The sequence below is a fragment of the Sphingobacterium sp. SG20118 genome, from assembly GCF_044740685.1.
Taxonomy (GTDB): domain Bacteria; phylum Bacteroidota; class Bacteroidia; order Sphingobacteriales; family Sphingobacteriaceae; genus Sphingobacterium.
The window spans coordinates 2100878-2116920 of sequence record NZ_CP172826.1 but is presented as its reverse complement, the minus strand read 5'-3'; the positions used below and the strand labels follow the sequence as shown (position 1 = coordinate 2116920).

Annotated in this window: 14 protein-coding genes; 8 read left to right on the top strand and 6 right to left on the bottom strand. The window is 38.4% G+C overall.

Annotation, left to right across the window (positions count from 1 at the left end; all coding sequences use genetic code 11):
• Positions 1 to 394 precede the first annotated feature (394 nt).
• Positions 395 to 619: a peroxiredoxin family protein gene (locus tag ACFX5U_RS09930; protein ID WP_400263334.1), complete on the bottom strand. Its 225-nt coding sequence runs from the start codon at positions 617 to 619 to the stop codon at positions 395 to 397.
• Between the two features lie 319 nt (positions 620 to 938).
• Between ACFX5U_RS09930 and ACFX5U_RS09925 the strand changes: the two genes are divergently transcribed.
• From ACFX5U_RS09925 to ACFX5U_RS09915, 3 genes are all read left to right on the top strand, one after another.
• Positions 939 to 1913 (top strand): YeiH family protein, encoded by a 975-nt coding sequence (locus ACFX5U_RS09925; protein WP_400263333.1) that lies wholly within the window; start codon positions 939 to 941, stop codon positions 1911 to 1913.
• Between the two features lie 299 nt (positions 1914 to 2212).
• Complete coding sequence (locus tag ACFX5U_RS09920) at positions 2213 to 2401, top strand: hypothetical protein (RefSeq protein WP_038698129.1); 189 nt, start codon at positions 2213 to 2215, stop codon at positions 2399 to 2401.
• Positions 2402 to 2471: 70 nt separating this feature from the next.
• Positions 2472 to 3227 (top strand): Ku protein, encoded by a 756-nt coding sequence (locus ACFX5U_RS09915; RefSeq protein ID WP_038698127.1) that lies wholly within the window; start codon positions 2472 to 2474, stop codon positions 3225 to 3227.
• On the opposite strand, the gene ligD is transcribed toward ACFX5U_RS09915, so the two are convergent.
• Positions 3224 to 5713, bottom strand: coding sequence for a DNA ligase D (ligD, locus tag ACFX5U_RS09910; RefSeq protein ID WP_400263332.1), 2490 nt, complete (start codon positions 5711 to 5713; stop codon positions 3224 to 3226). The two genes, ACFX5U_RS09915 and ligD, sit on opposite strands and share 4 nt — an antisense overlap.
• Before the next feature lie 386 nt (positions 5714 to 6099).
• On the opposite strand from ligD, the gene ACFX5U_RS09905 reads away from it, so the two are divergent.
• Entirely contained in the window at positions 6100 to 7041 is a 942-nt protein-coding gene (locus tag ACFX5U_RS09905; RefSeq protein ID WP_400263331.1) for an alpha/beta fold hydrolase, read from the top strand.
• A gap of 308 nt (positions 7042 to 7349) precedes the next feature.
• Here the strand turns inward: ACFX5U_RS09905 and ACFX5U_RS09900 are convergent, their stop codons facing one another.
• Positions 7350 to 7757, bottom strand: a complete 408-nt coding sequence (locus tag ACFX5U_RS09900; protein WP_400263330.1) for a hypothetical protein — start codon at positions 7755 to 7757, stop codon at positions 7350 to 7352.
• 355 nt (positions 7758 to 8112) lie between these two features.
• Between ACFX5U_RS09900 and ACFX5U_RS09895 the strand changes: the two genes are divergently transcribed.
• Positions 8113 to 8367, top strand: a complete 255-nt coding sequence (locus tag ACFX5U_RS09895) for a hypothetical protein (RefSeq protein ID WP_038698119.1) — start codon at positions 8113 to 8115, stop codon at positions 8365 to 8367.
• Between the two features lie 37 nt (positions 8368 to 8404).
• A complete protein-coding gene (locus ACFX5U_RS09890; RefSeq protein WP_038698117.1) occupies positions 8405 to 8869 on the top strand; it encodes a hypothetical protein in 465 nt (154 codons plus the stop codon).
• Between the two features lie 143 nt (positions 8870 to 9012).
• On the opposite strand, the gene ACFX5U_RS09885 is transcribed toward ACFX5U_RS09890, so the two are convergent.
• Positions 9013 to 9177 carry a hypothetical protein gene (locus tag ACFX5U_RS09885; RefSeq protein ID WP_280568189.1) on the bottom strand — a complete coding sequence of 55 codons (165 nt, stop codon included), beginning with the start codon at positions 9175 to 9177 and terminating at the stop codon, positions 9013 to 9015.
• 660 nt (positions 9178 to 9837) lie between these two features.
• Here ACFX5U_RS09885 and ACFX5U_RS09880 point away from each other — a divergent pair.
• Both ACFX5U_RS09880 and ACFX5U_RS09875 read left to right on the top strand, forming a co-directional pair.
• Entirely contained in the window at positions 9838 to 12099 is a 2262-nt protein-coding gene (locus ACFX5U_RS09880) for a bifunctional alpha,alpha-trehalose-phosphate synthase (UDP-forming)/trehalose-phosphatase (protein WP_400263329.1), read from the top strand.
• Positions 12077 to 13870 carry a glycoside hydrolase family 15 protein gene (locus ACFX5U_RS09875; RefSeq protein ID WP_280568193.1) on the top strand — a complete coding sequence of 598 codons (1794 nt, stop codon included), beginning with the start codon at positions 12077 to 12079 and terminating at the stop codon, positions 13868 to 13870. Before ACFX5U_RS09880 ends, ACFX5U_RS09875 begins: the two co-directional genes overlap by 23 nt.
• Before the next feature lie 123 nt (positions 13871 to 13993).
• Here the strand turns inward: ACFX5U_RS09875 and ACFX5U_RS09870 are convergent, their stop codons facing one another.
• Together ACFX5U_RS09870 and ACFX5U_RS09865 are read right to left on the bottom strand one after the other, a co-directional pair.
• Positions 13994 to 14488, bottom strand: a complete 495-nt coding sequence (locus tag ACFX5U_RS09870) for a hypothetical protein (RefSeq protein ID WP_038698111.1) — start codon at positions 14486 to 14488, stop codon at positions 13994 to 13996.
• A 324-nt stretch (positions 14489 to 14812) separates the two neighbouring features.
• A complete protein-coding gene (locus ACFX5U_RS09865) occupies positions 14813 to 15802 on the bottom strand; it encodes an aldo/keto reductase (RefSeq protein WP_400263328.1) in 990 nt (329 codons plus the stop codon).
• Positions 15803 to 16043: the final 241 nt, after the last annotated feature.

Below are 16043 nucleotides of genomic sequence, written 5' to 3'. Positions count from 1 at the left end.
TAAACAACTTTTATATTACGATTAGATAAGACGGAAAAGGACCATGTCTACCCCACAATCAGATCCGCCTTATCTTGTTACAAAAATAAAATAAGCGACTGAGAAGAATTATCCCTGAAATCAGGTGTTTTTTCAAATAGAAAAGGGGTTAGAAATAATATTTATAACCCCTTTTCTATACTGAACTAAAAGACTTTATTTTTTTAGTTCAGCAACTTTTTCAATTTAGTCTTTAATGGTTCACCTTTAAGATTAATACCAACAATCTTTCCCTGTGGATAAATTAAATAGTTTTGAGCAATCACTTTAATACCATATAACTACGAGGCCTCATTGTACCAACCTTTTAAATCAGTGACCTGGGGCCATGTCAATCCATCTTTTTCAACAGTCTTTAAGCATCACGTTTACCTTCTTTATCCAAAGATATGCCCAGTATTTCAAATTTTTTGTCCTTAAACTCCGCATATGATTTTACTAAATTGGGGTTTTCGGCACGGCAAGGTCTACACCATGAAGCCCAAAAATCCAACAAAACATACTGACCACGGAAATCGGATAGCTTGATTATTTGACCATCAGCATCTTCTTGTGCAAAGTCGGGAACCAATTGGCCCACACTTAACTTTTTTGTCAACTCAATATTCTTTCACAATTCTAAACCTTTCTTAAATGAATTTGAAAATTTGACCCTCGTTTCCGAATCTGTGGGATCAACACAAAAAGCTAACCTTACCAAAAATTTAAAAGTTTATAAAAATTGAAATAAAAACAACAAATCATTATCATAAATCCTGATTTATACAAAATATACACTTCATAATTAACAGTAATAATCAACCATAACTTAAGGTAATACCCAATAAGAATTCAGTATTTTAAATGACCCTAATAGATTGACGAACTTTGTATCTAAATATAGCGGACATATAAACTACATGAAAAGGATTCGACAGCAAAGAAAATGGAAAAGATTATTTAAACATGGTTTGAATCTCCGTCAAATCATATTCATAACAACAGCTCTATGCTGTTGCATTCCGAACCTATTTTCTCCAGCAATGGCATTACTGCTAGGATTTTTGCTTAGCCTCATCATCGGCAAACCCTATTCACACGACCAACAGAAAACCACACAGTTACTTTTGCAAGGATCAGTAATCGGCTTGGGTTTTAGCATGCAGTTGAATAGCGTACTGGAAGTCGGAAAGACTGGCTTCCTCTTAACAGTTATCTTTCTCATTTCTGCCTTAACGTTGGGCCATCTAATTGGTAAATTTTTAAAAATCGAACAGAAAACATCTTTCTTAATTGCTGCAGGCACAGCTATATGTGGGGGGAGTGCCATATCAGCTCTTTCTCCAGTCATACAAGCAGATGACCGACAATTATCAGTTGCCTTAGGAACCGTTTTCATACTAAATTCTATCGCACTGTTCATTTTCCCAGCGATTGGACATATTTGTGCACTTTCACAAGTACAATTTGGTATATGGTCTGCGATTGCCATCCACGATACCAGCTCGGTTGTTGGAGCAGCAAGCAAATATGGAGCAGAAGCATTGACAACTGCGACTACTGCAAAACTAGGCAGAGCATTATGGATTATACCCTTAGCGTTCCTATCCACTTTCTTATTCAAGAATCAAACAACAAAAATTAAGATACCTTGGTTTATTGGATTATTTATATTAGCGATGATTGCAAACAGTTTCCTACCCTTTATCCAGCAATTTCAACAGATTGTCAATACAGTAGCTAAATCCGGTTTTACGTTAACCCTTTTTCTTATAGGCAATGGATTAGATCGAAAACTATTCGAGCAAATGGGACTGAAGCCTCTACTGCAAGGGGTCCTACTCTGGGTTATCATATCCGCTACCTCCCTACTTGCTGTCATAGCACTTATCTAACCAAGCCCCCCTCGGCTTTAACAGCCATTAACTCTTAAAATAGACATACAATGGACTTAGAATTTCAGCATTTACATTTTAAATAGAATCTATCATAATTTGGTCAATCCGTTGCTGACCATTGATTTATTTACGTCAAATAGTGGCATAAGATGACTGTGCAAAATAGATCTTCACATTTAATTAAAACCATTTACTAGTCAAGCTGTTATATCTAAGTAATTTCAATTGCTAAACAAGAGGCAGCAAATGATATATTTATCGCAATCGAACACACATCATCTTAAAACAAAATAGCTATGAGCAGTACGGATTTAGACTCAGCACAATTACCCGAAGGATACCTAGAAAAAGTATATCAATCAGCATTGGAAATTGCACGTAGGGATGGGTTTATCGAAGGAGAAAGACATTTACGTGAGGGTTTGGCTTTATTCCCTGAATACATCGACGAAGTATTGGGAAGACTGCGTCAAACCTGCAGCTAACCCATATACAAGGGACAGTTTTCAGTAGAAAACAAAATTTATTATTTAAGAATCAATAAATCATATCACTATGCGTGCAATCTGGACCGGGGCCATTGGATTTGGGCTCGTCAATATCCCAATAAAACTGTATAGCGCTATTGAAAGTAGCAGTTTAGATCTAGATATGTTAGACCGTAAAGACCAAAGCAATATAAAATTCAAGAGAGTAAATGAAAAAACTGGAAAAGAAGTAACTTGGGAAAATATAGTAAAGGGCTATTATCTTAAAGACCACTATGTCATACTAGAAGATGCCGATTTTGAAGAGGCCAGTCCCGAGAAAACTAAGATGATTGGACTCCATGCTTTCGTACAACTCAGTGAAATCGATAGCATCTACTTTGATACCCCTTATTATCTTGAACCACAAAAAGGTGGAGAAAAAGCTTATCAATTGCTCGAAAAAGCATTGGAAAAAAGTAAAATGGCGGGCTTAGGATCATTTGTTATGCGTAATGTAGAGCATCTTGCGATTGTCAAACCGTACCAAGGCAGCTTGCTCCTCAATAAAATTAGGTATGAACAAGAAATCCGAACGCTAGACGAACTGCATTTACCAAGCGGTATCAAAATACAGAAGGAAGAAATGGATATGGCCTTACAATTAATTAAACAACATAGCAAAGCATTTGACATCCGTAAATATAAGAACGACTATTCCGAGGATCTGCTCAAGATCATCCATCTAAAAGATAAAGGAAAGCGTGCTACAATTAGAAAAATCAATGTCGACAATACCATGGCTGAAGATCTATTAGCTAAACTCAAAGCAAGTTTAGCCTAAAGTGCTGCCAGTACACTTTTTAAATCGATGGGGTTATTCCATATCGATTGCCATGGATCAATCATATTTCGCAAACGAATGGGCACACTGCGAATATCGTAATGGGCAATCGTCAACTTTGCATTAACTTCTTCCCAATCTAATGGAGTGCTGATGGTTGCTCCTTTTTTTGGGCGTATAGCATAAGGTGCTGCTACGGTTTGCCCTCTTCTATTTTGCATAAAATCCAAATAGATTAATCCTTTCCGCTTGTTCACATTCCTTTCCATGCTCGTAGTTTGTGGGTGTTGTTGGTGAACAGAGGTAGCTAACCACTCCACAAAATTTCGCGCGACTTCATAGTTGTAGTATTCCTGAAGGTAAAAATAAATATGTAAACCCGTAGATCCCGACGTCTTCACATACCCTTCGACCTTAATTTGCCTCAGCAATTCACTCACCGTCAACGCTACACGTATGACCTCCTGAAAATCCATTCCATTAGGATCTAAATCCAACACCGCAAAAGTTGGCATTTCTGGCTTTTGATATGTCGATAACCAGGGATTAATTTCAATAGAACCCAAATTGGCTATATAAAGCAGGGATTCTCGATTATTACAAATCAAATAATGTACATCACGATTACTGCTTTCAGAAAAAATAATACTGGTCTCTAACCAACTTGGCAAATTTTTGGGGAGCACATCTTTTTGAAAGAAACTTTTGCTTGCAATACCATTGGGAAAGCGATTTAATGAAATTGGCTTATCGTCCAAAAAAGGTAACATATAATCTGCAAATTCATCATAATATGTCAACATTTGCCCTTTGGTATAACCTTCATCGGGCCAATAGATTTTATTTAGGTTACTCAATTGGACAAGGTTCCCATCAATTATCATTTCTTCTTGTATACGCTCAGGCGGAAGTGTTGCTCTTATTTCCTCAAAGTTGATATTATCGCGTGTTTTATCCGTTCTAATACCCTTAAAGACCGCATGCCTCAGGCGCCTGTCTTGAGTCCAATCATTATAAGATACTGAAACCACCAATTGCGGATCCAACCAACTGACCTCTTTTTCTTTTGCCACCATTATCGCCGGTGCAAAAGGTTTATCATTAACTTTGAATTTTTCAACAAGCTCATAGATTTCCTTTAAATCCGCATCCGTAAAACCTGTACCGCAATTACCCAAATAGATTAAACGTCCCTCTTCGTAATAGCCAAGAATCAGCGCACCGAAATAAGCACGGCTACCCGAAGGCTTGGAGAAACCACAAACCAAAGCCTCCAAATTTTTTCTTACCTTGATTTTTACCCAGTCTCCGGATCGTCTACCTCTCTGATAACTACTGCTTGTCAATTTACCGACAACACCTTCCCAACCCTTTTCCTCAGCATAGGCCAATAACTCATTTGGTTTACCGTCAAGTATCTCCGCAGGAAGGACCATCGAAAAGTTATTCTTTTTTAAAAACAGTTCTAAAAGCGCTCTCCTCTCTATTAGAGGAAAACCTGTTAGGTCATTCCCATCCAGCTCCAATAAATCAAAAGCAATATATTTTAAGGTTAATCCTCCCTTAAATGGCTCCCCTTTCTGTAAAGACTGAAAGAATGACTTACCTCTTGCATCTTCCAATATCAATTCCCCATCCAATTGGAAACGCTGCACTACAGCCTGCTGCAAGCAGGTGACTAAGCTGGGAAATAAAGTACTCATATTAATGCCATTACGAGACATAATCTCAATATTACTCTTATCTCTAGTGGCGACTATGCGATAACCATCATATTTCCTCTCAAACACCCAACCCTGCTCCTGCGGCACTTTTTCAATTAGTTTGACCTTCATTAAATCATGTTTTTCAGTCCCTGCATTTTCAACCAATTTTTTCTTATCTCTTTTATCCCGCCTTCTATTTATATGTTCACCATCAGTTTCAATAGCCCGACTGATATTCTTGATTTTATCATCTACAAAATCTTCAATATCAAATGGTCCATCCAAAGCATACTTGTCCCGATGCTTAATTAATAGCCAGTTTTTATTCTTACCATCTTGCATCCTAACCAATGCAAATTCTCCTTTTAAAACATGTCCGTGTAATACGAATTTAATAGACCCTTTTTCTAATTTTGTGCTAAACTCACTTGTATTAGCATCCTCCAAAAAATCATAATACCCCGCATCAAAAATGTGTACCTGTCCAGCACCATAATGACCTTTCGGAATACTACCCTCAAAAGAAGCATAATCAATCGGGTGATCCTCCACTTGCACTGCCAATCGTTTATCAGTGGGATTTAGCGAAGGTCCTTTAGGCACAGCCCAACTTTTTAAAACCCCATCCAACTCTAAGCGGAAATCATAATGCAGATGACTTGCATGATGCCGCTGAACCACAAAACGTAATCGTTCTGTTTTATGTTTGCTTTTTGCTCCATGCGGCTCCCTAGTTTTCTTAAAATCACGTTTATCCCGATATGCTTTTAAATTATCCATACACTTTTCTTTATTGAACAGCCTACATCGCCAATTTGTTTACAGAAAGAACAGAAACAGCTCACCTATCTTTCATCGCTATTTCTAGCATATATCTACGAGAAATAAAATGCAATACGTTATGGATATATTTTAAATTATAATACAATTAATGAAAAAACATTCAGTGGGCATATCAGTTTCTGATGTCATTTTCAAACAGTTCAGCAAGCTAGAATGCACTAACCTGTTTAAAGCAGGGTTACATCAATACTTCTAGAACCAAGAAGTCTGACATACTTAGACACTCCAAAGTAACCGTTATCTGCAATAAGTAAAAATTCAAAATTTGAAAACATATTGACAAAGAAAATAGTTAAATTAGAAACAATCCTAATGCATGTAAAATGGTAAATCCAGAATCAGGTTTCTACGAGATCACAGACCCAAAAGGTAATACACATGATATATTCAGAACGCTATATTATCCAGCTTTAGAAGAAGCAAAAGCAACTGTTTTGCTCTTACATGGTATGCAGGAACACAGCGGTCGTTATGATAATTTTGCAAGATACCTTTCAACTAAAGGATATATCGTTATGACCTACGATCATCTTGGTCATGGGCGTTCAGTTAAGAATAAGTCTTTCCTTGGCTTTATCCAAACCGAAAACCCAGGACAGCGCTTGGTTGATGATGCCATAGAGATGGCTCACCTCGTCGCGCAAATGTACCCTAATCTACCCCATTTTATCATCGGGCATTCAATGGGCTCCTTCATTACCCGTTGTGTGTTACAGGAAATAGGTGAATTATTTCTTGGCGTGGTACTTATAGGAACAGGTACAATGAATAGTGCCGCCCTTATAGGCGAAAAACTACTTTCACTGTTAAATAAAGTATTGCCCCAAAGGAAGTTTACATTGTTCAACAAAACATTCTCTATAGTTAATAACCGAAAATTCAAGGACGAACCTAATCAACAAAACACCAATTGGTTGAGCCTTGCCAAAGACAATCGTGATCATTTTCTAGCAGATGACCTCTGCGGCATTCCCTTTTCTAATAATGCTTTTTATGCTACTGCCTATGTTGCCAACCGCGGCAGCGGTCCCAATTGGACCAAAGGAATTCCCACCAATATCCCATTTCTATTGGAAAGCGGAGAGCAAGATCCCATTGGCAATTTTGGCAAAGGTGTAATACAAACAGTAAAGGACCTCACTGACCATGGCAATTTAGATGTGCAGTACCATCTTTACCCCAAAATGCGGCATGAGCTGCTCAACGAGCCCATAAAAGCCCAGGTTTATCAAGAAATCGAGCAATGGTTATCCAAAAAGCTTTAACAAACCTTGGCATTGCATCGCAAAACTAGGTCATTTTATCCTTCACTATATGAGCATCATAAAAATCCTGATCATAGAAGACGAGGACGAACTAGCCAAAAGCATCGCTGCCTACCTTGCGCAAGAACAGTCTACAGAGTGTAGAAACGTTACAAGAACATATGGAGCAAAAAGATATTAGTCTACAGTTAACGGTCCAAAGCAGCGTCAATGTGAGCGGCAACATCAGCCTGACCGAAATCATGATCAGTAATCTTTTATTGAATGCCATACGGCATACAACAACAGCTTTTTTCACCATTCACAAACTATTTTACCTTCTCGTAAAAAAGCAATAACTCTTCCAAATAGGTCACATAGAGCTTCTCCTTAATTGCACGTCCTAAATCATCATAATGTTTGCTACCGTCAGCTGCAAGTTCAATAATTTCCTCATTGATTTGCACGCGGATACGCGCCTGATCTTTTTTCGTTTCATCAATCAGATAGTTGACCAACAATCGTCGATCTCTTCCAAATATACCTTTACCCTTTTGGATTACCTTAATTTGTACAAATCCACGTTTAGAGTCCATCGCCTGAATAAAATAATCCTTATCCAAAGCGTATTCAATTAATTTATCGAAACTCTCTTGCTTTCCCATCTCATCCATCACCAATTGTGGTCCTTTTATTTGAGCCATACCCACATAAGATACAAGCGATAAAATCAACACAAAATTTAAATTAAAAAAACACTTTTTACATTTAAACAAAAACATCATATAATCACATTTTACAACTGACAATTAACAACTTAAAATATAATTGAATTTCAAAAAATATGTTAGTATATTAATACTTCGAAAAGAAAACTCCACCAATAAGTTGCCTAATCTATTTATCGATACAATTTGGATAAAGCATTCGTCCTGCAGTCATTTGCGACACCATACATACCTTCTTAAATATAAAGAATTTTATTCAAAAACGATATCTAAAAAGAAAGATACCAATTTTTGATTCCTGAAAACCTTTTCCAACCTGATTTGTTTTTTAAGAACAAATTAAGTTTACCAAAGGAATGATATCATGAAAAATACGAAATTGAAAGACGAATTTGAGAAAGTAAACGAAAGCAGTGGCACTTCCCCCCATCGTTATAGTACCGAAGCATACCAGAAACCCAAAAAAGCAAAATGCAACAAAAATCTGCTATGGATTGGTGGGGCAATAGGCCTTTACCTCATGTGGCATTGCTGTCAATCTGGAAAATCAAAGAATAGTTTATTTTCATTTCTAGGATGTTCAGCAGACTCTTGCAACAGTGAGAGCTGCAAAGCTTAATTGATTTTAAATTGTTAACCCATAAACAACCATTACTATGAGAAAATTAACCTTACTATCCGTGGCTCTATCAGGCTGTATGCTATATGCTTGCAATAATACGCCACAAGAAAAGGCTAAACAGGAGATGAAAAAAACAGAAGAAAAAGCCCTATCAGCAGCAGAAGATGCAAATCAAGCTTCAAGTAAGCTTTCGAGTAAAGACATGGAAACGATCATCTATTCCAATATGGCGGCCGCAAATGAAGCGATTACTAAAATAAATATGCCTACTTTATCCAATCACAAAGCAAAAGAGCTTTGCTCCGACTTAGGTAAATCTATTATTGACCGTATTAATGCGCGCGATACCGACGATATCATCGATACTGAAAAAGATATTGTAGAGGATAGAGCAGATGTCTCCAAAGCATTACTCGAAAATAAAATTACTGAGAATGATAAAAATTTGATTCTAAAATATGCCGACGATTGTATTGCTGCAGCTCGAGCAACATTATAGTACTTATGCAGATTATGGTTATATAGTTTCGATTTAGTCAAAAGTTTAGATTTTCTATTTACAAACACACCGTCATGATCGACAAAAGTTAAATACAATTGTCTAAATTACATGATGGTGTGTATTTTATTGAAAAGTAACCATTATCGCTTCCACATATAAATCAAGAAAATTACGAGAAGAATAACGGCTACCCACATGGTCCAAGGTACAGTCCTTGCAGCAGGCTTATCATCGCCGACATCATGTTTTTCTTTTGGCACCTCTTCCTTTGAGGAATCGGCTTTATTAGTTTTATTATATTCCATAGCTTCATTCCTTTTGTTTACATAATATAAACATTTTAGGCCTAGGATTGTTTCATTTAGGGATGAGGTGATGATAGTTTGATGATGTACTGCTTATTCTGTTTCGTAATTAAACGGCGAGATATTTGGAAGAATAAAAATTTTGGTGCTGATATTTTGTGACACTCCCAGTTTAAACTCACTAGAGCCCAGTAAATGCATAACATGCTTATAATCAATAATTATTAAAATATTCATATTCTATGTGGGGACGATTAGATTCTTTTTACTCATCGAAAATGTGTACATTAAGCCATATCGAAGAAAATACAATCAAAATATATCAAATAGCGCAAAAGCCCATGGGTGGAAATCTGCCTATATTAAAGCGAAGTATCCAACTCCCATCTTTTGCCGATATGAAGACAATATTAATGATTAAAATAAAAGCTTGTTTTATCATTTATTTGGATAGCAAATCAACGGAAATGCATCTTACCGCCAGTCCCTTTCGGAAGATAAAACACTCAATATAAAAATACCTATATGCAGCAAAAAAAATATTCATGTCCAATGGAGGACATACTCGTCACTTGGACGTACACTAAAAAAGAACAGTTTGACTATAAAAAATCAATCCTCCAACTTATTATCTAATCGAATACCAAAAATAAATTACATATGTATAAGAAGAGAACGATTATCGTTTCCAATAGATTACCTATACGCATTGAGCGTCAAGACAACGAACTCGTATTTATTTCCAGTGAAGGCGGCCTTGCAACAGGTCTAGGATCCGTCTACAAGAGTGATGAAAACATTTGGATCGGTTGGCCAGGAATCATTCCCTTAGATACAGCGGAAGAAGAAATCATAACTACCCGACTAGCCGAATTCAATCTGATACCTGTATTCTTGACAGAAGAGGAGTTAAAAGGTTACTACGAAGGATTTTCCAATGAAGTTCTTTGGCCCGTCTTTCACTACCGCCCCTCCTATGCGGTATACCGCACGACAGATTGGGAGACATACATTAGCGTCAACGAAAAATTCTGCTCTGTTATCGCACGACAGAACGTCCAGGAGAAAGACGAGGTCTGGATACATGACTACCAGCTGATGCTCCTACCTCAAATGGTCCGAAAGTCCTATCCCAGTATCGCCATCGGATATTTCCAACACATCCCCTTTCCCAATGATGAAGTCTTTAGAAGTATCCCATGGCGCAACGAATTATTAAATGGTTTATTGGGAGCCGATCTAATTGGTTTTCATACCTTCAACGATACCCAACACTTCCTCAACTCCTGCTCACACATTCTCGGACTCAACGTCTACAACAATTGTCTACATGCTGGGGGACGAAGTATCTTTACTGAAGTATATCCAATGGGTATCGATTATGACAAATTCGCACAACTCGCCAATAGTAAACCTATCCAAGCTAGGGCCCAAGAAATAAAAGATTACTATAAAGATCAAAAAATTATCCTAAGCATAGATCGTTTAGACTACAGCAAAGGGATACTTGAGCGCTTGTTGGCCTATGAAAATCTCTTGTTGACCTATCCAGAGCTAAAAGAACAAGTGCTTCTGTACATGATCGTGGTACCGTCGAGAGATCATGTTGCACAATATAAACAGTTGCTAGATGAAATAGATCGTACTGTTGGCCATATCAATGCCATATATGGAAGCAATGAATGGACACCAATTGCCTACTTCTACAATTCATATCCGTTAGAAGAGCTGTCTGCTCTCTACGTAGCTGCAGATATCTGTCTGATCACCTCCTTGAGAGATGGAATGAATCTGGTATGTAAAGAGTATATTGCGAGCAAAGAAAATAGCAATGGCGTACTGATATTAAGTGAATTGGCAGGTGCAGCAAAAGAGTTGACACAAGCTATTCAGATCAATCCCAATGCCACCGACCAGGTAACCGCAGCAATCTATCAAGCATTGCATATGCCCGTAACAGAACAGCGCAGAAGACTCCAGGACAGCATCGACATCGTTAAAAAGTTCAACGTCCGCCATTGGGTCAGGCTATTTTTCAATCGCCTAAGGGAAATTAAGGTCTTCCAACAAAATGAAATGGCTCGTAGAATCAATACACAGACAAAGGAGTCGATACTCGACCAATACAATCGAGCCAAACGCAGGTTGTTCTTTCTAGATTACGACGGTACTTTGATTGGATTCCAAAATGACGCTGCTGCCGCAATACCGACTCGTTCTCTATACGACACGCTCAACATGTTACAGGAAGATGATGCTAGTCAGGTCGTCATCATCAGTGGTAGACCACATGAAACGCTAGACAGTTGGTTTGCCAATGAACGCTACTTCCTAGTTGCAGAACACGGTGCTTGGAGCAATTATCCGACTCATAAATGGCAAAGTGGTGCTATTCTATCCACGCGATGGAAAATTCCAGTTAAACACATTATGAGTAAGTTCGCTAACAATACCGCAGGTTGTGTCATAGAAGAAAAATCGTACTCCCTTGCTTGGCATTACCGTAAAGCGCAACATGGATTAGGTCAATTACGCGCATTGGAGCTCGTAGAAAGTTTGCGCTACCTCGTACAACAGCATGGTTTACAACTACTAATGGGCGATAAGGTCATCGAAGTAAAAAACAGTGAACTTAATAAAGGTAAAGCAGCCATGGATATCGTCAATAGCTATAAGCCCGACTTTATATTTGCCATAGGTGATGATGCTACAGACGAAGACATGTTCTTAGAACTTCCCTCCACCGCCATAACAATCAAGGTAGGTAACAAAAAATCAGCTGCACAATTTTATGTGGACAGTCAACAAGAAGCAATACAACTGATTGAATATTTTGCATATAATAAAAATTCGCAGCAACAGAACGACACTGTGAAACATGAAACCAAAATAAATACCCATGACGAAACCAAAGAAGCATAAATACAATAGTGGCATTATAGGTAATTGTTCTTACATCGCTCACGTCAATGCAAATAGCAATATTACGTGGCTCTGTTGGCCCACATTTGAAGATTCATTTGTCTTCGGGGGTCTATTGGATAAAGAAAAGGGGGGAGAATTTTCCATTCTCCCCACTTCAGAATTGACTCACAGCGAACAACATTATATCGAAAACACCAATATCCTTTGCACCACACTGACGACAGCAGAAGGAAGTTACCGCATCACTGATTTTGCTCCTCGCTTTGAACAATACGAGCGCTATTACAAACCTCTGATGTTGATCCGTAAGGTCGAACCCCTGCAAGGTCGACCCAAAATCCATGTCCGGTGTACTCCAAAGTATGCTTATGGGAAACAAGATTTCAGCAAAAACCGAGGTAGTAACCATATCCAGTTCGAGCAAGAAGACATCAAAATCCGCTTGGCAACCAATATGCCTGTCAGTCATTTTTTCGATGATATCCCCCATGTACTCAGTAGCCCCATCTATTTGGTAATGACTTTTGGCAGCCCATTTGAAGCTCCAATCGAACGCACCGTTGAAGATTTCTTAAGCCGTACCACGGCCTATTGGCAACGTTGGGTCAAGAATGCCTCGATGCCTTCTTTCTATCAAAAAGAGGTTATCCGCTCGGCACTAGTACTCAAGCTACATCAATACGAAGATACTGGCGCATTGATTGCTGCAAGCACCACAAGCCTGCCGGAACATCCCGGCAGCGGACGCAATTGGGATTATCGTTATTGTTGGTTACGCGACAGCTACTACGTGCTGACTGCTCTGAGCCATATTGGCCAATTCGAAGAAATGGAAAAATACGCTTCTTATATTGCCAATATCACCCAGACCGACCGCGGGAGATTACAACCACTTTATGGCATAATGGGTGAACACGACTTGACCGAGTCTACTCTGGATCATCTTGATGGCTATATGGGCAACAAGCCCATCCGTTTAGGTAATCAAGCTTTTGAACATATCCAAAACGATGTATATGGGCAGGCTCTGATTGCCCTACTTCCGATGTTTACCGATCATCGCTTCCGACATCAAAATATGGGACTTGCCAAATCATGGACCAGCTTTATCTTAAACAAGATTGAAAGTACCATTGATGAATTTGATGCCGGGATATGGGAATTCAGAAATTTTGAAAATCGACACTGTTATTCCAACCTATTTCAATGGGCCGGTGCTACAGCAGCCCTGAAAATTGCAGAGCAATATGGTTTTGAAGATATGAAAATTCAGGCACAACGCTTAAGAGTACAGGCCAGTCATCATATCGAAGATTGCTATGATCCCGAACGAGCTGTATATAGTACGGCAACTAAAAACAAAAACCTAGATGCCTCAACGCTGCAACTGATTATGATGAATTATTTAGATCCAGCAAGCGAGAAAGCAAAATTGCATCTAGAAGCATTGGAGAAAGAGCTCAAAGGTGAAAACGGTCTGTTTTATCGTTACTTGCACAAAGATGATTTCGGAAAACCTAAATCTACCTTCTTGGTATGTGCATTCTGGTATGTGGAAGCTTTGGCATGTGTAGGGCGGATTGAAGAAGCTCAAGAAACATTCAAGCAATTGCTCACCTTCGGCAATCACCTTATGTTGTTCAGTGAAGATGTCGATGAACAAGATGGAAGTCAATGGGGAAATTTCCCTCAAGCCTATAGCCATGTTGGTTTGGTCAATGCGGCCTACCGCATCTCTGTTAAGTTGGATAATCCAACTTTTTTATAAGCATATCACTTATGCCCCTAAATTGGGGCATAAGTTTATGAACGGTAAAATAATGATGTCAATGAAGTGATATTTAATGTAACTAACTAAAATTTAACATTTTATTGTTTCATGTTTAATCAATTACTTTAACTTAAGTTTTGTAAATTCTTCTTGTAGATTTATCAATCCAGGTAATGCTTCTAGGGCAAAATAAGTTACATCTGGCCATTCTCTTTCCTGTAGAAGCATCATATAGGCTCGAATACTGGCCTGTACGTGTTCTTCATATAGGCTATTCCATATAGCCTGATTTTTCACATCGTAGGTCTCAAAACTTTTCTGCGCGGCTTTCCAAATTTGTTCAAATTGACCTTTATCCAAATCCAACGATTTTCCTTTGACCACTTCAAGCAATGTAGGTTGAGTTTTTTCATAATAGTCTTTAGCACTATTACAGAGCATCAATATCTTTTTGTCTTTAGAATACTTCTCCATGAACTGTGTCATGATCAATCCCTCCGTTCGCATGAATACAATGTTACGTAGCATCGACTCTTCAGTAGTTCCCTGCTGAGAAACAGCAGGCATACTCAGAAAAGAAGACAGCACAATCCATAAGTACACCTGTATATTCATTTTAATTAATTATTTTCATTGTTTGTAAGGCTATAAAGAAACCCCTTAGTACCCGTCTTGCATCGAAAAGTTTACAGGCCACAGTAGCATTCATTTTTTCATAAGCAAAACACTTATAATACACCTTATTAATATATTTTTAATAGCACATCTACTCCCTACCGGTTTTAGAAGCAATACAGCTGATAAAAGTCTTCATCTTGGACTGGTAGTAGTACATCCATCAACCTATCGAGAATCTGCATGCTTCCAGCTCTTTACTATGATAGCAAAAAAAATGCCCCAATTTCTCATGAAGGCATTTTTACATCATCATGCGAGGTTCTAGTTCAATGGCACAGGGGCATCTTTATAAATCAACCCTTCTTCTTTCAGTTCCTGCCACAATTGAGCAGGTATATCTTTGTGGAGTCCATTCACATTATCCTCCACTTGCTTAGCGGTACTTGCCCCAGGTATAACAGACACAAAGGCTTCCACAGCTAATACAAACTGTAACGCTATTGCGATAATATCCACCCCGTGGCGTGCCCCAACCTGCGCAATCCTATCCCTTTTTTCAATCATTCCCTTCGGAATCACCTCTTTATAATTATAACGACCCCTACCACATACAAAACCTGAATTATAAGCAGCACCAGATACCAATTTGATACCCCTAGACTTAACGGCTGGCAAAAGACGGTCCACGGCATCCTCATGCTGAAGAATGGAGTATTGCGTCGCTGATAAACATATGTCAGGGTCCGCCACTTCCAGACAATCCAAGATCGGTTCTATTGTATTAACTCCCATCCCCCATCCTTTGATGATTCCTTGCGCTCGGTAATCCGACAATACTTTAAAAGCACCCTTTTCTGCCTGCTTAAAATAATAGTCATAACGATCACCTACTTGCTCTTCAGATAAGTCATGAACAAAGACAATATCGAGATGGTCCACATCCATACGTAAAAGACTATCCTCTATCGAGTGCTTGGTAGCATCTGCTGTATAATCGTGTTTAAAGTCAAAAGGAAAAGGATCTTTCCACATAGTTGGTGGCACTGCTTCCGGAATAACTGGTGTAAATAATCTACCAATTTTGGACGAAATCAGATAATCCATTCGTTTTTGTTCTTTTAAAAATTCGCCAAAGCGAGCTTCGCTTTTTGTCAAACCATACCACGGAGATGTATCATAATAACGAATGCCCAATTCCCATGCCTTCTTCAAAACCTCTTGAGCCTGTACATCGGAGAGTTTTTCAAAACCCGTTCCAATTGCTACACCACCTAAACCCAAACGGTGTTTTTCTTCAAATAAATCAGCCATAATATCCCTCTATTTATGCATTAATCTCTAATTATATAACAAGCCAACCACCAAAATGTTCAATACACGGACGAACTGTTTCATTTAAAGTCTAAAACTTCCAAGTACTGAGATTATGCCTACAACTGCTGACATAGTCATTGTTGAAATTTATATTACCATGCAAGCTACGTTACTGATGAAAAAAATAATAGTCCTGCAGCTACTCATTTTTTCGTAGCAACCCAAATACAGCGACCAC